Annotated in this window: 17 protein-coding genes, 4 tRNA genes and 1 pseudogene; 19 read left to right on the top strand and 3 right to left on the bottom strand. The window is 35.5% G+C overall.

The genetic code is table 11. From position 1 onward, the window contains the following. Positions 1-28: 28 nt before the first annotated feature. The 18 genes from JR050_RS04375 (at position 29) to JR050_RS04290 (ending at position 17226) form a co-directional block, all read left to right on the top strand. Entirely contained in the window at positions 29-2002 is a 1974-nt protein-coding gene (locus JR050_RS04375) for a DHH family phosphoesterase (protein ID WP_204202286.1), read from the top strand. Continuing rightward, entirely contained in the window at positions 1999-2445 is a 447-nt protein-coding gene (gene rplI / locus JR050_RS04370; RefSeq protein WP_204202285.1) for a 50S ribosomal protein L9, read from the top strand. Before JR050_RS04375 ends, rplI begins: the two co-directional genes overlap by 4 nt. A gap of 65 nt (positions 2446-2510) precedes the next feature. Beyond that, the gene (gene dnaB / locus JR050_RS04365) at positions 2511-3875 is read left to right on the top strand and encodes a replicative DNA helicase (protein WP_204202284.1); all 1365 of its coding nucleotides are present in this window, start codon (positions 2511-2513) and stop codon (positions 3873-3875) included. A gap of 406 nt (positions 3876-4281) precedes the next feature. Further along, entirely contained in the window at positions 4282-5574 is a 1293-nt protein-coding gene (locus JR050_RS04360; RefSeq protein WP_204202283.1) for an adenylosuccinate synthase, read from the top strand. A 303-nt stretch (positions 5575-5877) separates the two neighbouring features. Then, positions 5878-5953, top strand: a tRNA-Lys gene (locus JR050_RS04355). A 12-nt stretch (positions 5954-5965) separates the two neighbouring features. Continuing rightward, positions 5966-6040 (top strand) — tRNA-Glu (locus JR050_RS04350). A gap of 166 nt (positions 6041-6206) precedes the next feature. Beyond that, positions 6207-6282: transfer RNA gene (locus JR050_RS04345), tRNA-Asp, on the top strand. 178 nt (positions 6283-6460) lie between these two features. Next, a tRNA-Phe gene (locus JR050_RS04340) sits at positions 6461-6533 on the top strand. A gap of 286 nt (positions 6534-6819) precedes the next feature. Continuing rightward, positions 6820-8259 carry a peptidoglycan DD-metalloendopeptidase family protein gene (locus JR050_RS04335; RefSeq protein WP_346726708.1) on the top strand — a complete coding sequence of 480 codons (1440 nt, stop codon included), beginning with the start codon at positions 6820-6822 and terminating at the stop codon, positions 8257-8259. Positions 8260-8468: 209 nt separating this feature from the next. Beyond that, a complete protein-coding gene (gene yycF / locus JR050_RS04330) occupies positions 8469-9176 on the top strand; it encodes a response regulator YycF (RefSeq protein WP_204202281.1) in 708 nt (235 codons plus the stop codon). A gap of 6 nt (positions 9177-9182) precedes the next feature. After that, positions 9183-11006: a cell wall metabolism sensor histidine kinase WalK gene (gene walK / locus JR050_RS04325; RefSeq protein WP_204202279.1), complete on the top strand. Its 1824-nt coding sequence runs from the start codon at positions 9183-9185 to the stop codon at positions 11004-11006. Beyond that, on the top strand, positions 11003-12340 hold the full coding sequence (locus JR050_RS04320; RefSeq protein WP_204202277.1) for a YycH family regulatory protein: 1338 nt from the start codon (positions 11003-11005) through the stop codon (positions 12338-12340). Before walK ends, JR050_RS04320 begins: the two co-directional genes overlap by 4 nt. Continuing rightward, entirely contained in the window at positions 12321-13115 is a 795-nt protein-coding gene (locus tag JR050_RS04315) for a two-component system regulatory protein YycI (RefSeq protein WP_204202275.1), read from the top strand. The genes JR050_RS04320 and JR050_RS04315 overlap by 20 nt, the downstream gene beginning before the upstream one ends. After that, complete coding sequence (locus JR050_RS04310) at positions 13112-13906, top strand: MBL fold metallo-hydrolase (RefSeq protein ID WP_204202274.1); 795 nt, start codon at positions 13112-13114, stop codon at positions 13904-13906. The genes JR050_RS04315 and JR050_RS04310 overlap by 4 nt, the downstream gene beginning before the upstream one ends. A gap of 149 nt (positions 13907-14055) precedes the next feature. Next, positions 14056-15273: a trypsin-like peptidase domain-containing protein gene (locus JR050_RS04305; RefSeq protein WP_204202273.1), complete on the top strand. Its 1218-nt coding sequence runs from the start codon at positions 14056-14058 to the stop codon at positions 15271-15273. Between the two features lie 95 nt (positions 15274-15368). Further along, positions 15369-15551: a CxxH/CxxC protein gene (locus JR050_RS04300; RefSeq protein WP_430392850.1), complete on the top strand. Its 183-nt coding sequence runs from the start codon at positions 15369-15371 to the stop codon at positions 15549-15551. Between the two features lie 69 nt (positions 15552-15620). Then, positions 15621-16100 carry a 23S rRNA (pseudouridine(1915)-N(3))-methyltransferase RlmH gene (rlmH, locus tag JR050_RS04295; protein WP_204202271.1) on the top strand — a complete coding sequence of 160 codons (480 nt, stop codon included), beginning with the start codon at positions 15621-15623 and terminating at the stop codon, positions 16098-16100. Positions 16101-16728: 628 nt separating this feature from the next. Further along, on the top strand, positions 16729-17226 hold the full coding sequence (locus JR050_RS04290) for a hypothetical protein (protein ID WP_204202332.1): 498 nt from the start codon (positions 16729-16731) through the stop codon (positions 17224-17226). Positions 17227-17524: 298 nt separating this feature from the next. Here JR050_RS04290 and JR050_RS04285 read toward each other — a convergent pair. Further along, positions 17525-18396 (bottom strand): annotated as a pseudogene (locus JR050_RS04285) (3-hydroxyacyl-CoA dehydrogenase). 133 nt (positions 18397-18529) lie between these two features. Here JR050_RS04285 and JR050_RS04280 point away from each other — a divergent pair. Beyond that, positions 18530-19615: a LuxR C-terminal-related transcriptional regulator gene (locus JR050_RS04280; protein ID WP_204202270.1), complete on the top strand. Its 1086-nt coding sequence runs from the start codon at positions 18530-18532 to the stop codon at positions 19613-19615. Positions 19616-19824: 209 nt separating this feature from the next. On the opposite strand, the gene JR050_RS04275 is transcribed toward JR050_RS04280, so the two are convergent. Both JR050_RS04275 and JR050_RS04270 read right to left on the bottom strand, forming a co-directional pair. After that, a complete protein-coding gene (locus JR050_RS04275; protein WP_204202269.1) occupies positions 19825-20685 on the bottom strand; it encodes a dimethylarginine dimethylaminohydrolase family protein in 861 nt (286 codons plus the stop codon). A gap of 507 nt (positions 20686-21192) precedes the next feature. Further along, positions 21193-22638, bottom strand: coding sequence for a L,D-transpeptidase family protein (locus JR050_RS04270; protein ID WP_204202268.1), 1446 nt, complete (start codon positions 22636-22638; stop codon positions 21193-21195). Positions 22639-22778 lie beyond the last annotated feature (140 nt).

Here is a 22778-nt window from a genome sequence, read left to right as displayed (position 1 = left end):
TTTGAAGACATGTTTAGGAGCTGAAAACATGCCTAACTTTTATCGGAAACGAATTTTCCGTTATCCTATTTATACGCTAGTAGGAGTGACAGCCTTTCTCATAGGAATTATTGGATATTTCCAATGGATTTTTGGGGTTATTGGCTTTGTTATTCTTGGAGTTATCCTTTACTTTTTACTCCGTGCTGAAATGTTAATGAGGCATGAATTAGAACAATATGTTGCAACATTGTCACACCGGGTTAAAAAGGTCGGAGAAGAGGCATTAATGGAGATGCCGATTGGAATTATCCTATACAATGAAGAATTCCAGGTGGAGTGGGCAAATCCATATATGACTGCCTTTTTTAAGGAAGAAACAGTGATTGGACACTCTCTTCAAGATTTTGCTGAGTCATTCATACCTATTATTAAACAAGAAATCGAAGCTGACACAGTCACCATTCATAGCCGTAAATTAAAAATTTTAAACAAACGAGAAGAAAGACTTATATATCTCACGGATATTACTGAGCAATCTGAAATTGAAAAGAAATATGAGGATGAACGTACTGTACTTGGAGTTATTTTCTTAGATAATTACGATGAAGTGACACAAGGAATGGATGATCAAGTAAAAAGTAACATCAACAGTCAAGTAACATCCATTTTAAATAAATGGGCTACTGACAACGGTGTGTACTTAAAGAGAACGTCCTCGGAGCGTTTACTTGCTGTATTTAATGAGCAAATTCTCCACCAACTAGAAAAAAACAAATTTGATATACTAGATCAAGTACGTGAAAGTACATCAAAACAGAGCATTCCTTTAACATTAAGTATTGGAATTGGAATTGGTTCATCTTTACTTCCTGAGTTAGGTTCATTAGCTCAATCAGGCTTAGACTTAGCATTAGGACGTGGAGGAGACCAAGTTGCCATTAAACAACAAAATGGAAAAGTAAAGTTCTTTGGTGGAAAGACGAATCCGATGGAAAAACGTACGAGAGTTAGAGCGCGAGTGATATCACATGCATTAAGAGAACTAGTGATTGAAAGTGATAAGGTAATCATTATGGGTCATAAGTATCCTGATATGGATGCAATCGGTGCCTCAATTGGAATCTTAAAAGTTGCTCAAGCAAATCAGCGTGAAGGATTTATTGTGATTGATAAAGATGAATTAGACACTGGTGTACAACGTCTAATACATGAAATTAAACAATACCCGGAGCTTTGGTCAAGGTTTATTACACCAGAACAAGCGTTGGAAATAGCTTCAGATGACACGTTATTAGTCGTCGTTGACACACATAAGCCGTCATTAGTCATAGAAGAACGGTTATTATCAAGATTAGAACGTGTTGTGGTTATTGATCATCATCGCCGAGGAGAAGAATTTATTTATAATCCGCTACTTGTATATATGGAGCCATATGCGTCTTCAACAGCTGAATTAGTGACAGAGTTACTTGAATATCAGCCAAAACGTTCGAAGCTTGATATGTTAGAATCAACAGCGCTACTAGCTGGTATCATCGTAGATACAAAAAGCTTTACACTACGTACTGGTTCTAGAACATTTGATGCAGCTTCCTATTTACGAGCACATGGTGCAGATACCATACTTGTCCAAAAGTTCCTTAAAGAAGATATTGATGTATATGTAAAAAGGTCTAAAATTGTAGAGAGTACTTATTTATATAAAAATGGAATTGCGATTGCTAAAGGTGAAGAAACGGAACGTTATGAACAAATTCTTATTGCTCAATCGGCGGATGCTTTATTATCGATGAGTGGTGTAACTGCTTCATTTGCGATTGCACATCGTCAGGATGGCATAATTGGAATTAGTGCTCGTTCATTAGGTGAATTTAATGTTCAAGTAATTATGGAGGCTTTAGGTGGTGGAGGACACTTGACCAATGCAGCAACCCAAATTACGGAAGCAACAATTGAAGAAGCTGAAGAAATGCTTAAAGGAGCTATTGACGAGTACTTCGAAGGGAGAAATGAATCATGAAAGTAATTTTCTTAAAAGATGTTAAAGGTAAAGGGAAAAAAGGCGAAGTTAAAAATGTAGCAGATGGTTATGCACATAACTTCCTATTGAAACAAGGCTTAGCTGTTGAAGCTAATAATACAGCCATTAATACATTAGAAGCTCAAAAGAAAAAAGCTGAAAAAGAAGCTGAATCAGAACTAGAGGAAGCTAAGAAATTAAAGGGTAATCTTGAAGCGCTAACGGTTCAATTACTAGCCAAGTCTGGTGAAGGCGGCCGCTTATTCGGATCGATTACAACGAAACAAATAGCAGATGAGCTTCAAAAGAAACATAAAATCAAAATTGATAAGCGTAAGATGGAACTAGAAGAACCGATTCGTTCATTAGGTGTTACAAATGTTCCCGTTAAACTACACACTGAAGTAATAGCAACTTTAAAAGTTCATGTAAAAGAACAATAGATCAAAGCAGCTTTCATTAGCTGCTCCTTCTATTTAATGGACAACTAGTAAGGAGGAATTCAGGAATGACAGACTATTTTGCAGATCGTACCCCTCCTCAAAATATTGAGGCAGAGCAGGCGGTTCTCGGTGCCATATTTTTAGAGCCATCATCACTTGTACAAGCCTCTGAGATATTAATTCCAGAAGATTTTTACCGTGCATCTCACCAACGTATTTTTAATGTCATGATTATATTATCAGAAAAAGGTGAACCGGTTGACCTTGTTACGGTTACTTCAGAATTAGCAGATTTGAAGCTATTAGAGGAAATAGGTGGAGTCTCTTATTTAAGTGATCTAGCAAACTCTGTACCTACTGCTGCTAATATTGAATATTATGCAAAAATCGTAGAAGAGAAATCTTTATTGCGTCGTTTGATTCGTACTGCAACGACTATTGTAACGGAAGGTTATTCTCAAGATGAAGAAGTAGAGGCTTTATTAAATGAAGCAGAGAAAAGCATTTTAGACGTATCTAGAAGGAAAAACAGTGGAGCCTTCCAAAACATTAAAGATGTTCTGGTAGAAGCGTATGATAACATAGAGCAGTTAAATAATCGTGTTGGAGATATTACTGGTATCCCGACAGGATTCAAAGAGCTGGATCGAATGACAGCAGGCTTCCAACGAAACGACTTAATTATTGTGGCAGCCAGACCTTCTGTAGGTAAAACGGCCTTTGCCTTAAATATTGCGCAAAACGTTGCAACAAAAACAGAGGAAAATGTGGCGATATTTAGTCTTGAGATGGGTGCTCAACAGCTTGTCATGCGTATGCTATGTGCAGAAGGAAATATTAATGCACAAAACTTACGTACGGGTAGTTTAACACCAGAAGATTGGGGTAAGCTAACGATGGCAATGGGGAGTTTATCAAATGCCGGCATTTATATTGATGATACTCCAGGTGTAAAAATTAACGAAATTCAATCTAAATGTAGAAGATTAAAGCAAGAAAGTGGCCTGGGAATGATCTTAATCGACTACTTACAGTTAATTCAAGGTAGCGGCCGTTCTGGTGAAAACCGTCAACAGGAAGTTTCTGAAATTTCTCGTTCACTTAAGCAACTAGCCCGTGAGTTACAAGTCCCTGTTATTGCACTATCACAGCTTTCCCGTGGTGTGGAACAACGTCAAGACAAACGTCCGATGATGTCTGATATTCGTGAATCAGGATCAATTGAGCAGGATGCTGATATTGTAGCATTCTTATATCGTGATGATTATTATGATAAAGAATCAGAGAATAAGAACATTATAGAAATCATTATTGCGAAACAACGTAATGGTCCTGTTGGAACAGTAGAATTGGCTTTTGTTAAAGAGTTTAATAAATTCGTAAACTTAGAACGAAGATTTGATGATTCTGGTGTACCAGCGGGTGCCTAATAATTTTTAACCACAGTTTATCCAACTGTGGTTTTTTGCAGGTTTAAGAAGTAAAATAAAATTTTTTGAGTATATCTTATATATTTGTGTATTCTTAATCCAACTCATGCACCAGTCCATAGAGGTCAATACCCGGAGAGAAGAAAAGGGAAGTGCATCTTTTTATTCTCTCGGGTCGCATTTGCTGTTAGGGCTAAACGGTGCGCCATAAGCTTTTTGTTTTATAAGCAAGTTTTCTAGCTGTTTTGGAAAAGATAAAAACAGATTCACTTGTATAAAACGAACAAAACGTGAAATTATAAACAAAACGTTCGTGTTTTAATTGACTTTTTAAGTTTTTGTCAGTATACTTACATATGGTTGAAAGAAGATGTGTTACATATGGTAAAAACATGGAGGTGCGCTTATGTCATCAGTTGTAGTAGTCGGAACACAATGGGGAGACGAAGGAAAAGGAAAGATAACAGATTATCTTTCAGAAAATGCAGAGGTTGTTGCTCGTTATCAAGGTGGTAATAACGCTGGTCATACAATTGTATTTGATGGACAGAAATACAAACTTCACCTAATCCCATCTGGTATTTTTTATCATGATAAGATTTGTGTGCTAGGAAATGGAATGGTTATTGATCCTAAGGCATTAGTTCAAGAAATTAAGTATTTGCATGACTTAGGCGTAAGTACAGATAATTTACGTATAAGTAACAGAGCCCATGTAATTTTACCGTATCATTTAAAGTTGGATGAAGTAGAAGAAGAACGAAAAGGTGCTAATAAAATTGGAACTACGAAAAAGGGGATTGGACCAGCCTACATGGATAAGGCGGCAAGAACTGGGATTCGTATTGCAGATTTATTAGATCGTGAAGAATTTGAGGTAAAGCTTGCTCACAACCTAAATGAAAAAAATCGCTTATTTGAAAAGTTTTATGAAGTTGAAGGGTTAAAGATTGAAGATATATTAGATGAGTATTATGAGTATGGACAACAAATTGCGAAATACGTTGTCGATACGTCAGTCGTCTTAAATGATGCGTTAGATGAAGGTAGACGAGTGTTGTTTGAGGGTGCTCAAGGAGTAATGTTAGATATTGACCAAGGTACTTATCCGTTTGTAACATCTTCTAACCCAATAGCAGGTGGTGTAACCATCGGTAATGGCGTAGGTCCTTCAAAGATTAAGCATGTAGTGGGCGTGTCAAAAGCCTATACAACACGTGTAGGTGATGGTCCATTCCCAACTGAATTACATGATGAAATTGGGAATCAAATTAGAGAAGTTGGCCGTGAATATGGTACAACTACTGGTAGACCAAGGAGAGTAGGATGGTTTGACAGTGTTGTTGTGAGACATGCTAGAAGAGTTAGTGGAATTACAGATTTATCATTAAATTCAATTGACGTATTAACAGGAATTGAGAAATTAAAGATATGTGTTGCCTATCAGTATAATGGTGAAATTATTGAAGAATTCCCAGCTAGCTTAAAAGTATTGGCACAATGTGAACCTGTATATGAAGAATTTCCTGGTTGGACAGAAGATATAACAGGAGTGAAAAGTTTGCATGAGCTACCGGCAAATGCACGTCATTATATTGAACGTATTTCACAATTAACTGGTATTCCATTATCAATCTTCTCAGTGGGTCCAGATCGCGCACAAACGAATTTAGTAAGAAGTGTATATGGACCACAATAAAAGCTGTTCTAGAGCCCTTGTATTAGGTGATACAAGGGCTTTTTATTTCTTTATATAATCTTTTTAATTTATGGTGAGTAGGGTTGAAAAAATATATAAAAAGTATTGCATAAATTTATTTGTCCATGTTATTATATAACTTGTCTGTTAGATAAATAACTAGTTCAGTCGGTAGAACACGACAGAATATGCATCATTGAATTCACATCAGTATACCAATTCAGGTGTATCTTGAGTAAACTTCCTGAGATTGGTATGTCTTTAGTCAAGATAAACCAGAGTGCGTTAGAGAAATATTATAACGAGCCATTAGCTCAGTCGGTAGAGCATCTGACTTTTAATCAGAGGGTCGAAGGTTCGAGTCCTTCATGGCTCACCACTTAATTTAAGTGGCCCATTGGTCAAGCGGTTAAGACACCGCCCTTTCACGGCGGTAACACGGGTTCGAATCCCGTATGGGTCACCATTTCCTAATATATATCCTGGTCCCGTGGTGTAGGACGAGCAACACATCTATGGATACGCTTCGAGTTGTCCCGACGCATTAACATCACTGAATATTCTTTCAGAGGAAGGGACAGTTAGTTTTACGATGGAACATGATGCATAGTAATAGCTTAATTAATTATAATGGTCCCGTGGTGTAGCGGTTAACATGCCTGCCTGTCACGCAGGAGATCGCGGGTTCGATTCCCGTCGGGACCGCCATTTTAGGAAAATGGACATACATAACTATTGTCGAAAGATTAACTTATTACTACTTTAATTTTTCAATTATGTAACAAGGATGTTACAAATTGCAATTATAGCGCAACAGCTAGTTCGAGAATGCTATGCGGTAAGAAATAAAAGGTACAAGTATAATGGGTAAGGACATATATGATATGGCTCGGTAGCTCAGTCGGTAGAGCAAAGGACTGAAAATCCTTGTGTCGGCGGTTCGATTCCGTCCCGAGCCATCCAAGACATACCTAAAAAGGTATGTCTTTTTTCGTGTGATAAAAGCACTACTACCCGCAAAGTGGTTACCATAATATAACAGTAATGATACAGTTGTATTACATATTTCTATTTTTTCTCCTAATATCTATCACTTTATGATAAAGTAATAAAGGGAAAAGAATATATAATCTTTTTCAATAGAGTCGTAATAATAGTTTGCTAGTCTATATGTACTAATAGAGACTGTTACACTTATATACAGTAGGGCCCTATAAAAGGAAGCCTTGTTTAGGAGGAAGAACAGTGATTCATGGGAATAATAAGTTACGATCACGTTATGAAGACGTGATGAGGTTTATGAAAAGAACAGCTATCGGGGCAGCAGTTGTATCATCATTAGCAATTGGTACGGTGTCAGCAGAAAGCGGAATTAATACGGTATACCACGTATACGTAAACGGGGAACGATTAGGTACCATTGATAGCAAGAAGGTCGTAGAAGACTACATAGAAAAAAGACAAAATCAATTACTGGCTGCACAACCAGACATAACTGTTAGTTTAGATGATAATGTCGTGTACATTTCAGAAAAAGTATTCAGACCTGTTGTAGATAACAAAGAGGTTCTAAACAAACTCTCTGAAAATCTAGAAATAGTTGCAGAAGCTTATTCAATTATCATAAATGATGAAGCAATAGCATATGTTGACAAAAAGGAAAAAGCAGAAGACGTACTAAGACAAATGAAACTGAAATATGTTTCAGAGGAAGTCCTTACTGAAATAGAACAAAGAGATCCTGAAGCGACACTTCCACCACTTGAAGAAGGTCAATCTCGTATATTAGACGTTACATTTACTGAAAAAGTTTCAATAAATAAAGAACATGTTACTCCAGATAGACTGTTTACTGTGGAAGATGCAGTTACATACTTATCTAAAGGTACATTAGAAGAAAAAAAATATCAGGTACAAAATGGTGATGTACTAGGAAGTATTGCAGAAAAGCATGGTTTAGCTTTACAAGACCTTCTATCAATAAATCCAGGAATGACAGATGAGTCAACAATCAAGCCTGGTGATGAACTAAATGTTACTGCACTTACGTCTTACTTACATGTAGCAATTCAAGAGGAAGTATATAAACGCGAAAGCATTACTTTCTCACGTGAAATTGTAGAAAATAAAGAGATGAATAAAGGCGATAAGAAGATAAAGCAAAAAGGGGAAAATGGTGAGAAACTAGTAAACTCCTTAATTACTAAGGTTAATGGTCAAGTTTCGAATCAAGAGATTGTATCTTCAGAGGTTGTAAAACAACCTGTAAATGAAATTGTTGAAAAAGGTACAAAGGTTATTCCATCCCGTGGTTCCGGAGTATTAGGATGGCCAGCAGTTGGTGGTTATGTTTCAAGTGAAATGGGTCAACGTTGGGGAAGAATGCATAAAGGTATTGATATTGCTAGACCGAGCAATCGAAGTATATTAGCAGCTGATAACGGTACAGTAGTATCAGCTAGTTATGATGGTGGTTATGGTAACCGCATCGTTATTAATCACAATAATGGACTTAAGACAACCTATTCTCACTTAGCTTCCATGAGTGTAAGTGTTGGTCAAACGGTAACGAAAGGTCAAAGTATTGGTATTATGGGGAGAACAGGTAGCTCTACAGGAGTACATCTGCATTTTGAGGTATATCATAACGGAAACCTTGTGAATCCTAGAAACTATTTAAGATAAAGAATGAAATCCTCTAGTATACATGCTAGAGGATTTTTTAGAATTCAATGCAAGCATTATAAAAGTGGAATTTAAAAAGCGTATATTCAATAATATGGTAAGAACACCCTACTAAGATTAGATGATTTAATATGTTGGAAATGGTAAAGTTATAGTAGACTACAAGGTGAAACTACAGCTTTTCTATATTAAATGTGAGGAGCATGACCATGGAAAAGAAAATACTAGTTGTTGATGATGAAAAACCAATTGCAGATATTTTGAAATTTAATTTACAAAAAGAAGGCTATGAAGTTTACTGCGCATATGATGGCCTGGATGCTATTCAAAAAGTAGAGGAAATCCAACCTGATCTTCTGCTGTTAGATATTATGCTTCCTTTAAAAGATGGAATGGAGGTATGTCGTGAAGTTAGAAAAAAGTATGACATGCCCATTATTATGCTAACAGCGAAGGATTCTGAAATCGATAAGGTGTTAGGCCTTGAACTTGGTGCAGACGATTATGTTACGAAACCGTTCAGTTCTAGGGAGCTATTAGCTAGAGTAAAGGCGAATTTGAGAAGGCATCATACCAATAGTTCTGCAGAAACAGCTATTGAAACAAATGAAATTTCAATTGGCTCACTTATCATTCATCCAGATGCTTATTCTGTAACAAAACGAGGAGAGGAAATTGAATTAACTCACCGGGAGTTTGAATTATTGCATTACTTAGCGAAGCATATCGGACAAGTGATGACGAGAGAGCATTTACTGCAAACTGTTTGGGGTTACGACTATTATGGTGATGTTCGAACGGTTGATGTAACCGTCCGTAGATTACGTGAAAAAATTGAGGATAGTCCGAGTCATCCTATATGGATTGTTACACGCAGAGGTGTCGGGTATTACCTAAGAAATGCAGAGCAGGAGTAAACAATAATGAAGAAAGTCGGTTTTTTTAAATCGATCCATTTTAAGTTTGTTCTCATATATGTTCTTCTAATTTTAATTGCGATGCAAATTATCGGAGTATACTTTGTACGTCAACTTGAAGAACAGCTTGTGACGAACTTTTCTGATTCGATAAATGAACGAGTTGACTTAATTGCATATAACATTGGTCAAGAAATGTTAATTGAACGAGATGAAAGTATGCCGAAATTGGCAGAGGAAGTGAATTCAATCCTCAACGATTTCTTTTCAGAGGAGTTAACAACAGTTAAGGTCATTGACAGTAATAGTCGTGTTATAGCTACGTCAGACTTAGAAAATCAGCAGCTTGTAGGCAAAAGAATTACTGATATACCAGTAAAACAAGCGTTAGTAGCGGGTTCAAGAGCTGCAGATAAGATTATGCTGGATAACCAAATTGGTCGAATGCTCGTATTAACTGTTCCGATTAAAAATAACGATAATGTATTAGGGGTAATAGACTTACAATCATCAATGGAAGAAGTCTATGACCAGATGAAGCAAATTAATCAGATTTTTGTTACTGGAACAGTTATTGCACTAGCCATAACGGCTGTATTAGGTATATTCTTAGCGCAGACCATAACAAGACCGATGTCTGATATGCGCAAACAAGCATTAGAAATGGCCAAAGGAAATTTCTCTCGTAAGGTAAAGGTTTATGGTCATGATGAAATTGGGCAATTAGCACTGACCTTTAACAATCTAACAAAAAAACTTCAAGAAGCTCATGCAACTACTGAAGGTGAGAAAAGAAAATTAAGTTCTGTTTTAACTCATATGACAGATGGTGTGATTGCAACAGATCGCAAAGGGAGGATCATTCTTGTTAATGACCCTGCGTGTGAAATGTTGAATGTTCCACGTGAAACCGTCTTGTCTGAATCGATCCTTGAAGTTCTAGGAATTGAAGATGAATATGCACTTGAAGATCTATTAAATGAGACAGATTCTCTTATTTTGGACTTTAGTACAAGTACAAAGCCTTATATTATAAAAGTTAGTTTTTCTGCAATTCAGAAGGATACTGGGTTAATAAATGGGTTAATTGCAGTTTTATATGATATTACTGAACAAGAAAAGATCGAACAAGAAAGGCGGGAGTTTGTCGCTAATGTTTCTCATGAACTGCGTACACCTCTTACAACCATGAGAAGTTATCTAGAGGCACTAGCTGAAGGGGCATGGAAGGATGAAGAGCTTGCGCCAAAGTTCTTAGATGTTACTCAAACTGAAACTGAACGAATGATCCGTCTAGTAAACGATTTACTACAACTTTCTAAGCTAGATAGTACAGATTACAAATTTTTTAAAGAATATGTAAATTTCCCTCATTATTTTAACCGAATCATTGATCGTTTTGAGTTAACAAAGCACGAAACGATTATATTTGAACGTCACTTACCAGAAAAAAAACTTTTTGTTGAAATAGATGAGGACAAAATTACACAAGTACTCGATAATATTATTTCAAATGCTCTGAAATATTCTCCTGAAGGTGGTAAAATCCAATTCAGGTTAGCAGATAAAGAAGGAAAGCTCGAGATTTCTGTATCAGACCAAGGAGTAGGGATTCCAAAGGAAAACCTTACTAACATATTTGATCGTTTTTACCGTGTAGATAAGGCAAGAACAAGGAAACTCGGCGGGACAGGCTTAGGCTTAGCGATTGCAAAAGAAATGGTAGTTGCTCATGGTGGAGATATTTGGGCTAAGAGTGAAGATGGAATCGGTACGACAATCTACTTTACTCTTCCACTAGAAAAAGAATTAGAGGATGATTGGGAATGAACTTTGAAAATATAAAGTCAATTCTTCTAACGCTGTTAGTAATCCTTAGTTTAGTATTAACATGGAGCTTATGGACTTATCAACCTCAGTTAGCTGAAATAAAACGTCCAGATTATATTCGAGATGTAAATATTGGATTTGAGAAAGAGCCAATAAGTTTAATCCTTCCACAACAAATTTTATTTCATAAGGATCATCATACGTATGGAACAATGGAGGGAAGTGAAATACGCCGAATTCAAAGTAAGCTTAGACAGTGGAGCTTCGATGAATTTGTCGATATCTCAGCCAGAGAGAGAGACCAATACCTTGACTTTGTCCATGGTCAGGAAGGAATTGAGGTTATTTTTCCGACTGAAATACCCATTGAGACTTTTAGGGAAATTATAAAAATTGAAGATAAAGAGATTCGTAATATATCATTTGATAGAATTATTATTCCATTAAATGAAGGTAAAGATGAACTACCAATTGCTTATTTTGTATCATATGAAGATCAATATATTTACCAAGCTTCTTTAAATAATTTCTCACAAACAGGCTTTAAAACAGAAATTTATAACCGAGCCATCAGTTATCCAAAGTATATTTCTTTTAAAATCGACCCATTTAACACCTTATTTATACAAGAAAACAGTGTACAGGTAAATCAATTAACATATTATTCAAAGTCACTTTCTACAGAGGATTTTAAAGATGCTTTGTTTACAAATCCAAGTAATGTAAAAAGGGATATCGAGACAGTAAATGAAGAGACATATTCAGATGGATCACGTGCCCTGCTCATTAAAGATGGCCTTTTGCGTTATATCAATCCTACTTCTGAATCAGACGAAGGTATAAAGTCGTCTGGTGATTATATACAAAAAAGTATAGATTTTGTTAATGATCATAGTGGTTGGACAGATAAGTACCAATTTACAAACTGGGACCCAAATAAACGATCCACCTTGTTCCGCCTCCATATAAACGGAGTACCAGTGTTTCATCATTCAAAGCTTACAAGCGTTTATTTAGAATGGGACGGTACAGGTTTGTTTGATATCTATCAAAGACCGCTCTTTAAACTCCATTTACCAATTGATAGTGAAACAACCAAGATTACCCTGCCACCAGGACAACGTGTTATTGATATAATTAAATCATCACCTTATGTAAATATCCAAAAGGTAAAGAACATTACAGTTGCGTATCAGATGACAAAAGATGATACAAAAGTGACGGTAGAGCCTATTTGGTGTATTTTTGAAAATGGCGACTGGAAAAAGGTTGTGTTTGATGATACGGATACAAAAGGAATAGGAGGGACCATTATTGGATTGGAGAAAAACTAAAACAATCTTTATTATAGTCTTTCTTATTTTAGATGTGTTCTTATTATTTCAATTTGTAGAGAAAAGAAACAGTAATCAATTAGGATTACTAGCAGAAAAGACATTGGAAGAACAACTAGAAGATAATGATATTTCAATTGAAATTAGTCTTCCAAAAGGTCCAATGAATGAAACATATATCAGTGGAACGAGTCGACAATTCGACGCAGAGGATTTGCTACCTTTAAAAGGTCAGCAAGCGCAAATTTTAAATAAGTCACAAATTTATTCTAAATTTACGACACCAATTCCTATTAAGGAAGATTCAAGGAAATGGCTTGAGGATTTTGTAAAGCAAAATGTGATAGAAGGTAGTTCATATGTCTTTTGGGGATTAGAAGAGGAAAAACACGAATTGTTATTTTTCCAAGTATTTAATGGAAAAACCATCTTTTATAATGAAAATGCAGTCCTTCACATTCAACTAAACGACAAAGATGAAATGGTTGAATACTATCAAACGTATTTAGAGGAAATAGAAGAAATGAACGTTGATGGTGATAAAACGGAAAGCTTTACAGCGTTAAAAGCCATTGAAAATATGTATGAACGAAACGAGTTAAAGCCTGGTAGTGTTGTAACCGATGTAGATTTGGGTTATTACACCCTAGTTAAAGATTCACAAGTGTTTGTACCTACTTGGCATTTTATAATTGACAACAAAGAGAGCTATTTCGTAAATGCACTAGAAGGACACATTATACGAGATGCAGCACAATGGAGAGATGAGTCATGAGTTTTCATTTTAGCGTGCTGTCTAGCGGCAGTACAGGAAATGCAATATATGTTGGAACCGATAAGATGAAGCTTCTTGTAGATGCTGGTCATAGCGGGAAGCAAATGGAACAACTTTTCAATCAAGTGAAGGTAAATCCGAAAGAGCTTTCTGGAATATTAGTAACTCATGAACATAGTGACCATATTAAGGGAGTCGGAATTCTTTCACGTAAATATAATATTCCTATATACGCCAACAGTAAAACGTGGAAAGCAATGGAACATCTCATCGGGGAAATTCCTTCAGACCAACGGTTTACATTTGAAATAGGACAAGTTCTCTCATTTATGGATATTGAGGTTGAATCATTTGGGGTTTCGCATGATGCGGCAGAACCGATGTTTTATGTATTCCACCACGAAGGAAAGAAGCTTGTTACAATCACCGATACAGGGTATGTAAGTGATCGAATGAAGGGAATTATCCGTAATGCGGATGTGTATGTATTCGAAAGTAATCACGATGTAGAAATGCTCCGCATGGGGCGATATCCGTGGAATATCAAGAGACGTATATTAAGTGATGTAGGCCACGTTTCGAATGAAGATGCAGCATTAGCATTAGCAGATGTAATAGGAGATAGAACAAAAAGTGTATACCTTGCCCATCTAAGTCAAGACAATAACATGAAAGATTTAGCGAAAATGTCTGTCCAGCAAACTTTAGAATCAAAAGATATTGAAGTAGGAAATCGCTTTAAGCTTTTTGATACAGATCCTAAAAATGCTACAGCAATTACGGCCGTTTAAATATAGTGAAGTAAGGTTAGCAACTAAAAGTTGCTAGCCTTTTTTATTGGGTAAGGAGTATATTCTGCAAAGATAAACAAAATATAGGTAGGTATATGTATTCGTCCTGACAAGCTAATTTTACATATGAGAGGATGGGTGAATAGTAAGTGGGATATTATGATCAAGATTATGACCATATTCGAAGAAAACAAAAAGGAAATCGTAACGGTTTCTTTATAGCAGGATTAGTAGGAGCCGTGTTAGGTGCATTATTGATTATTTTTGCAGTACCGGCATTTGATCGTGCGAATGTGCCTCAATATGCTGCCCCTGAAATAAGCGGTCCTACGAATGATACAAGTGATGCCATTCCTGGTCAAACGGTAAATGTAGATGTAACATCACAAGTTACAAAAGCAGTAGATATTGTATCAGAAGCAGTAGTGGGTGTAATTAATATTCAAACCTCAGGATTTTGGGATGAGTTAGAGGAAGAAGGACAGGAAGCGGGTACAGGTTCAGGAGTTATATATAAAAAAGAGGGCGGTAAAGCATTTATTGTTACAAATCATCATGTTATAGAAGGTGCAACCTCTGTTGAGATTAGCTTAAAGGATGGTACACGTATTCCTGCAGAAATTTTAGGTAGCGATGTTTTTACAGACCTTGGTGTCCTAGCAGTTGATGCTAAAGAGATAAACGTTGTTGCAGAGTTTGGTAACTCTGAAAATGTAAGAGCAGGAGAGCCTGTAATAGCTATTGGAAACCCATTAGGATTACAATTTTCAGGTTCTGTCACACAAGGGATTATTTCGGGGACAGAACGCACCATTCCTCAAGACTTTGATGGGGATGGGTATGTGGATTGGCAATCTGAAGTGTTACAAACAGATGCGGCGATAAATCCAGGAAACAGTGGCGGAGCGCTCGTTAATATACAAGGACAAGTAATTGGTATCAATTCGATGAAGATTGCTCAAGAAGCAGTTGAGGGTATCGGATTATCGATCCCGACGTCAATTGCCCTTCCAATTATTGAAGATCTAGAGCGATACGGCGAAGTGAAGCGTCCTTATATGGGGATCGGACTAAAAAACCTAGCTGATATATCCAGTTATCATTGGTATCAAACGTTAAAGTTGCCGAAGGATGTTAAAGCGGGGGTATATATTGATGAAGTCTCACCACTATCCCCAGCAGCAGTGGCAGGATTAAACCAATATGATGTAATTGTTGCACTAGATGGAGTTGAAATTAAAGACGCATTAGACTTAAGAAAACATCTCTATAATCAAAAGAGAATTGGCGATACGATGGAAGTCACGTTTTACCGTCAAGGAAATAAAGAAAAAGTAACGATGAAATTAGTCGAAGATTCTTATTAGAACAGGCAAAAAAATGCCTGTTCTTTATATTCACAAAAATATAATGGTGTGGATAAGGTATAATAAGAAAAAACGACAAATTTGGAGGAATGAAAGTGATAAAGGTTTGCAAGGAACATATCGATTTAGCCATTGATATAATGGTAGATGAGCACGAAATAGCACCTGAAATTAATACATTATCAGAGGAAGAAAAGTTATCAACAACCTGTGAATATTGTAAAAATAACGCGATATATGTTGTAGCGAACACCTATTCTGACACAATATGTGGATAGAAATTGTGAATATGTGGATAACTTTTGTGGATAAGTTGTTTGTAAACTGTTTGTAACATGGAGGTTCTTGTGAATATCTCAATTATCACAATAGGAAAATTAAAAGAAAAGTATTTAAAACAAGGAATTGAAGAATACATAAAGCGACTGGCAAGCTATGCAAAGGTCGAAATCATTGAACTGCCAGATGAAAAAGCACCAGAAAATCTAAGCGAAGCAGAAATGGTTCAAATCAAACAAAAAGAGGGTGAACGAATTCTCCAAAAGATATCCCCAGACGCACATGTCATTGCCTTGGTGATACAGGGAAAGATGAAATCCTCCGAACAATTAGCTGAAGACTTAGATAAACTAGCAACATATGGTAAGAGTAAAGTGGCTTTTGTCATTGGTGGATCACTTGGACTTAGTGACGAAGTAATGAAGAGAGCAGATGAGGGGCTATCATTCTCAAAGATGACTTTTCCGCATCAGTTAATGAGGTTGATTTTAGTTGAGCAGATTTATAGAGCGTTTCGGATTAATCGGGGGGAACCGTACCATAAGTAAAAGAGGTTTTTAAATTTTGAGAATAAAAATTAATAATTACATGCCATCATTTCGGTTAGTTTAGCATGTTAATATTCTTTATACACCGTGTATTTTCCACACTTTAAGTGCAAAATAACTGCATATGAAATTAAGATGGTGACTACTATGAAAACGGTGTGGCTTTTTCTATTTTTAGCAATTTTATCCTTTACTTCTTTGTACATTTTGATGAAGAAAAGGAATGTAGCTTACGTCTTGGGTTGTTATTTTTTATCCAATATACTTATTACAAATACAGGTGTCATCATTAATTTGAATTTAGAATTAACAAAGCAAGATCCCTCAAGTCAATTAATTTTTTGGACACAAAAAATTCCTGAGCTGTCACTCAAGCCAGCATTACTTTTATGGTTCATTTATATTTTGTTCTCTAAGAGAACTATTTTTAGTAAACTTATTTATCTCTTCATCTTCCTAACAGCACTTGTTTCCATTGAAATCTACTTTGTTCAAATTAACTATTTGGAATGGGTACATTGGAATATTTTTTATGGATATATAAGATACTTTCTAATTATCTTATTATTGGCTATCTACTCCTTTTATTTAGAAAAACGTATTTATAGAGACGAAAAGGGTGAAACGCATGATTCTACCCCTTCCTGAGAGATTTGATGCAAATGAAGTATTTATAATCATTTCCACAGTGCTTACTTTGGTCCTTTTGTTTCTATTACCTAGACGTTTGTCGGTTATTACCATAAATGTTATTTGGACGTTTAATGTTTTCCTTGCTTTGTTAGCTGATATTACCATTAGTGTAAAACCAAATGACTTTTACTTTACGATTGATCATAAAAAACATGAATTATTTGATGTAATATTGCACTTTGTCACGTACCCTACACTTCCTTATTTTGTAGTAAACTTCTATCAACAATACAAACCAAAGAGTTTAAAGCTTCTTTTTTATATTGTTTTTTGGGCAGGGGTTGCGATTGCTCTAGAATGGATTTCGGTGAAATTTCATGTTTTTACCTATACTGGGTGGAAATTGTCTTTATCCTTTATGGTTTATTTGGTTGTATTTGCTGCAAACATTTGGCTTTCTAACATTTTGGAAAAGAAACACCCTAGAACGTAACGATATATTTACTGAAAAGGTATTATAACGAGGAAGGCTTTTTTCCAAAAAGTAACTTAAAGTTTTCAAAAGTAATCAGTCTGAATGATGTATTTACAGTGGTAGGGATAAAGGCAGTTCCAAAGAAGTAATAGGAATTCATTAAAAAATATTACGGGTATTGGTGAGGAAACTTATATTACATACATCAAAAATATCATTTCCATCAAAGAGAACCGTATCACAAGTAAAATGAAATATGGTTTCCTCTGTACACAAAACCCCCTTTTATTCTAAAAAAGGGGGTTCATTATTAATACTAATTCTGCTTTAAAAAATTAGGATCTTTGTATTCAGGATTTGGGTATTTGTAGAAGCCTTCTCCGGTAGCAATTCCCATTTTTCCTTTATCAATCATTTTAGCCTTTAATTTATCTGCAATTACTCCATAAGATGGATCTAATTCGGCACGTGCTCTATTCAAATTATAAGGTGTTTCCATGCCAATGATATCTAGAGTACCGAATGGACCTCTTGGAGAACCAGTTGAAATCATCCAGTTTTTATCAATAGTGTGTGGGTCTGCAATATCCTTTGCCCATAAAGTTAATCCTGCGTTTAAGAATGGTACCAATAATGTGTTTAAGATATAACCTGGTTGTTCTTTTTTTAGAACAAATGGAACCATTCCAATTGAACGTGCAAAGTCTGTTACTATTTCTACATATTGACTATCTGTTCCAGGGTGCCCCATAATTTCGGCAGTGTTATTTTGCCAGATTGAATTTGCAAAGTGTAGTGCTAAAAACTTGCGAATTGACTAGGAAGCATCGTAGAGGAGTTTGATACAAAAACAGTCTTTTCAGGTGAAACAGCTGCTAGCTTTTGATAGAAGTCTTGTTTAATATCGATACGTTCAGGCACTGCTTCAATGACTAAATCAACATTTGCCATTGCTTCGGCTAAATCAGAACTGTATGAGATCACTTCAAGCGCAGCGTTTGCTTTCCCCTCGTCATTAAAATAGTTAGCATAAACAGGTTTTAATTTTGATATACGATCTTTTCCAAGGTTAATTGCGTCTTCATTAATATCATAAACCGTTACATTGTAACCAAAAAATGCAGATTGGAATGCAATTTGACTTCCTAAAACACCACTACCAGCAACCAAAATATTTTTAAAGTTCATAGTCTATTCTCCTTTAATTATTGAATACTTCAATTATTATCTCCACTGTTTATTCTAGTAAACAATTGTGGCATAATAAACCTAAAATTGTAGGTAATTTTAATAAAAACAAATATATGAATGTAGGTATAAAATGAAGAAAATTGATTTTCAATATTTACTATTTTATAAGATACACCGATCTGAAATATTGAAGAACTCAATGGTGCGATTGGAAAATAATCCTGAAATCGATAAAGAACAGAAGGAGAAGCTTCGTCAGTTCATTTCGGCGTTTATTGCATTTTTAATGATTCAAATGAAAAATACAAAAATTGAAGAAGATGCCCTGCATTATTGGGTACAAATGCACAGTAATGACATGCCCATTACTAAATCAAATACGTTCCAAGTGATTGTATTTGATTCATTCAAGAGTGTCTTATCTCAACTCCATCATCCTTATGAAGAAGAGTTGCTATTATTTCATAATGAATTGCTTAGTAAGGTAACGTCATTGTATCTAGCGTGGATCGAGGATCCTCCTAATTCCATTGATATAAAACAAGATTATATGAAAAAATTAGATGCATTTAGTGAAATTCTTATTCAATGTAACGGTACGGAAGATCTGCCATATCTCTTAACACGAACTGAAGAAATATTTAGTTTTAAAAGATGTATCTTTTTAAGTTATAATCCTTGGTTAAAGGAGTTTTCAGGAGCCATTGGTGAAGAATTATCAAAGGTACAATTAATGCGAGGGAAAATTGAATCGGAACCGGTATTCTCTTTAAAGAAGCCTTTATTTTTAAAAAAGCCTGATCCTTATGTCCAACAAGCAGCAATAGAGTTATTTAACCTATCTTCAATCATTTTCATTCCTATCACTTTCGAGCGACAATTATATGGTTGGCTGACGTTAGACCAACAGGGAGACACTTTTGACTGTTCAAAATTACAACTAGATGTACTAGAACAAGTTGGTATCCGTATTGGCATGTATTTAGCTCGTAAGCAAATGGGGGTAGGTGTGAAATATCCTTTAGATCTCACAGAGAAAGAATTAGGTATTCTTCATCTTTTATCAGAGGGATATAGTAACAAAGAAATGGCTGAGCTGATGTTTTTAAGTGAATTTACGATTCGTGATTATATTCAAAAACTAATGATTAAACTCAAGGCCAAAAATCGAACACAAATTATTTCTAGGGCGTTTCGAATGGGATTAATAGATTAGATAAAATTTATAATCTAAATCTTCCTTTCTAAAACACTAAATCAATTTGTTTGATTATGATCAAGAGATAGCTAAGGCAAGAAAAGCTGTACTAACCGAGAAACGTATCATAAATAAAAGATTTTTTGCTATATATGTAGATATATTCTACATCTAAAAAAACATATAACAACCCTGATCCTATAAAGTCAGGGTTGTTATATGTTCAATTAATAGTTTTCTCTTAATATAGGAAGAGTGCAACAACGAAACGATCCACCAGATTTAATGATTTCGGTAATATCAACTTCAATCACTTGAAAGCCTCGGGCTCGAAGTTGTTTGTTTACATTCTCATTGACTGGCAAACTTAATACGCGTTTGTTTCCGATACTTAAAACATTTGTACCTAATTGAAATTGTTCTTCTTCTGAGACTTCAATTAAATCGTAGCGGGAAGCAAAAAAATCAATGTCTTTTTGCGTTAAGGCATCAGGGTATATAATGGCCACTTCAGATGAAACAACATTAAATACACAATCTAAATGCAGATATTTTTCTTTAAATGGGATGGGAATAACATTGAATTGATTCAATAGACGTTGTAATTGGTCTGCTGCTTTTTGATCGGTTCGGTTGCTCAGCCCCACGTAAATGGTCTCACGATCGATCACTACATCTCCGCCTTCAATGAGTTCTTCAGCTAAATTATAATAAGAGATTTCTTCATCCTCTAGCCATTGCTTTAGAACATTTTCCTCTCCTGCTCGAACTTCTGTTGCCATCTTAGCAACGAAGATGGTCTGGCCAAGTGTGAAACCAACATCTCGTGTGAAGACCTGTTCAGGATATTTTTTATGATACGGTAATAAAATAACCTCGATACCATGATCCTTTAGTGTTTTGACAAATTCATCGTGCTGTTTAAGAGCCCGTTCAATATGTATACCTTCATTTTTAAAATGCTCCTGTGTTTCATTGATCACTTCGCGAATCGTCATATATTGAGGCTGACAAAGGATGACTCGTTTTAATACATCATATTCACTCATGCAAAAAGTCTTATTGTTTGTATTTGGACTTTCTACCATTTTTTTGCCCCCATTCTTCTCTATTTTAAGTTAGGTTTTCCAAAACGATAGTTATTATTAACATATGGTTTTCTTATTTCCACTGAACCAACAGGGTACAAGGAATAAGGGAGTATATTGGAAATGAAATGGCGATCAGAGAATTAGGGAGTACTAATGAGAAAAATGGTTATATTGGAGGTTAGGGAAGAGGGAATGGTTGCTTTATCATGAGAAGTCTCATAACGGACAAGTTCTCAAATAAAACTCATTTTCATTTTGGCAGGTAGAACTCTATCATAAGGAAAGGGTTAATAGATTTCAACTATAGCAGAACCCTGGGAATCACTTTGATCTCCAGGGTGTCTATCTAAATTTCATACCATGTTACCATTAATTAATTTTAAGCATCTTTAATAATCAATATCGGTGAAACATTCATAGCTTTGACGAAAAGATGCCTCAAAACCTTACTAACTTCCTGTTTCAAAACTTGTTAGAAAAACAACAGTCTAAACCAAAACAGCCTTAATAAATCACTACCGGTTCATAAACACTAAGATTATTATAAACAGCCCTCATAACGTTAGGCGGTACGTTAACGCAACCACCTGACCCAGCTGTTAGATAGGCATTACTTCTCCAATTACTTCTCCAGCTAGCATCGTGAAAGCCTTGCCCACTGTTCGTAAAGGGTGCCCAATAGTCTACATCAATTTCATAATTAGGATTTCCTGCAGTACTTCCAGTAAGTGTGTATGGCGTTCTTTTGTAAAGAATATACCAGACACCTTTTAGTGTATCTTGGTTTGTACTTTGTTTACCTGTTACGACGTTGGAGGTTAGCACTAGTTTGCCCTCTTTATAAAGCCAGATACGTTGTTCTTTGATTGAGACTTCAGCATATGTATCCCCAATGCCGTTATTGGTAATTGCCTCATATCCATATCCTTCTTTATTCCATCCATTTCCATGTACGTTTGCTGCTGTAATAGATTTTTCTCCTTTTTCAAAGGCCTCTTGAACAAGTGAAGTTTCACTTTCAATATCAAGTGCCCAACCATAACCTTGTCCTTTAACAGAAACCAAAGGACCTGAGTGGGTTTTGAAGGTGAAATCCTTCCCTAATGTAGACCTAGAGTGATTAATCTCCGTGATTTTATTTTGCAAAGTGTCCGGATTTATGGATACTTGCATATCTTTGGTCACGATAGCATTTTGAATAAGTTCGTTAGCTTTTAATGTATAAACCTGATCCTGAACTTTATAATCGACAGTATGATTCAGAAACTCTTGTAATTTCTTTTCTTCATTTTTAATTACCAGGCTATCTTCCCTGATTGGTTGTATGTACATGGACTTCATATGAATTTCACTAGTGTATTCTTGTTTGTCATATTCCTTCAATAGAGCAGGAACATCATATTGCGTTCCATTCGTACTTTTGACGATTGTTATTTTTCCTTGATTCAGTATTGCTTGTGCATCTTTGGGAGGTGATAGACTGTAATTCATGGTGATTAATTTTTGCTTTAACTCTGCTTTCATGGTAACCGTGCGATAAGGGTCCTCTTTCCCTGGATACAATGTATAATTCTTTTTCTTAAAGGATGGAAATACAGTCTTCTGACTTTTTAATAAATCTTTGAGGTTAGCCAAATCACTGTCTGTGAACTGCATCTTTGTTTCCTTCCCATCAAGAATCTTCTCGTTTCCAATATAAATATCATTTGTTAAGAGCGATGATTGCAATCTTACCAATGCCTCATCTTTAGTTTGTCCGCCAACTTCTATATGATTAATTGTTATATTGGTATTAAAGTGAGTAGCTTGGTAAATGCTAACTAGCCCAAATATAAGTGCCAATAGAATAAACAAACTACCCGTCACAAACTTCCAACTTTTATACCATTTACTTGGTCTCTTTCTGGATTGGTTAATAGTACTACTTTCATGTTTTAAAGTGATTTCCATATTAAACCCTCCATAATACCCTAAAAAATATACCTTTATTACCAATTTACTACATAGTATATTGCAGAACTTGTCGATTCCTGTAAAAATACTAAATTTTTACATATTTTATTTGTAATCTGATATATCTAACTAATGAT

The organism is Bacillus suaedaesalsae (assembly GCF_016890225.1).
GTDB lineage: Bacteria > Bacillota > Bacilli > Bacillales > SA4 > Bacillus_BS > Bacillus_BS suaedaesalsae.
The sequence above is the reverse complement of the archived record's forward strand: the minus strand, read 5'-3'. Positions and strand labels throughout refer to the sequence as shown.

Excerpts from the sequence above, each read along its gene's own strand:
- JR050_RS04360 (WP_204202283.1), top strand. The coding sequence starts at position 4,282 with ATGTCATCAGTTGTAGTAGTCGGAACACAATGGGGAGACGAAGGAAAA.
- JR050_RS04375 (WP_204202286.1), top strand. The coding sequence starts at position 29 with ATGCCTAACTTTTATCGGAAACGAATTTTCCGTTATCCTATTTATACG.
- JR050_RS04310 (WP_204202274.1), top strand. The coding sequence starts at position 13,112 with ATGAGTTTTCATTTTAGCGTGCTGTCTAGCGGCAGTACAGGAAATGCA.
- JR050_RS04290 (WP_204202332.1), top strand. The coding sequence starts at position 16,729 with ATGATTCTACCCCTTCCTGAGAGATTTGATGCAAATGAAGTATTTATA.
- JR050_RS04270 (WP_204202268.1), bottom strand. The coding sequence starts at position 22,638 with ATGGAAATCACTTTAAAACATGAAAGTAGTACTATTAACCAATCCAGA.
- yycF (WP_204202281.1), top strand. The coding sequence starts at position 8,469 with ATGGAAAAGAAAATACTAGTTGTTGATGATGAAAAACCAATTGCAGAT.
- JR050_RS04280 (WP_204202270.1), top strand. The coding sequence starts at position 18,530 with ATGAAGAAAATTGATTTTCAATATTTACTATTTTATAAGATACACCGA.
- walK (WP_204202279.1), top strand. The coding sequence starts at position 9,183 with ATGAAGAAAGTCGGTTTTTTTAAATCGATCCATTTTAAGTTTGTTCTC.
- rplI (WP_204202285.1), top strand. The coding sequence starts at position 1,999 with ATGAAAGTAATTTTCTTAAAAGATGTTAAAGGTAAAGGGAAAAAAGGC.
- JR050_RS04275 (WP_204202269.1), bottom strand. The coding sequence starts at position 20,685 with ATGGTAGAAAGTCCAAATACAAACAATAAGACTTTTTGCATGAGTGAA.
- JR050_RS04320 (WP_204202277.1), top strand. The coding sequence starts at position 11,003 with ATGAACTTTGAAAATATAAAGTCAATTCTTCTAACGCTGTTAGTAATC.
- dnaB (WP_204202284.1), top strand. The coding sequence starts at position 2,511 with ATGACAGACTATTTTGCAGATCGTACCCCTCCTCAAAATATTGAGGCA.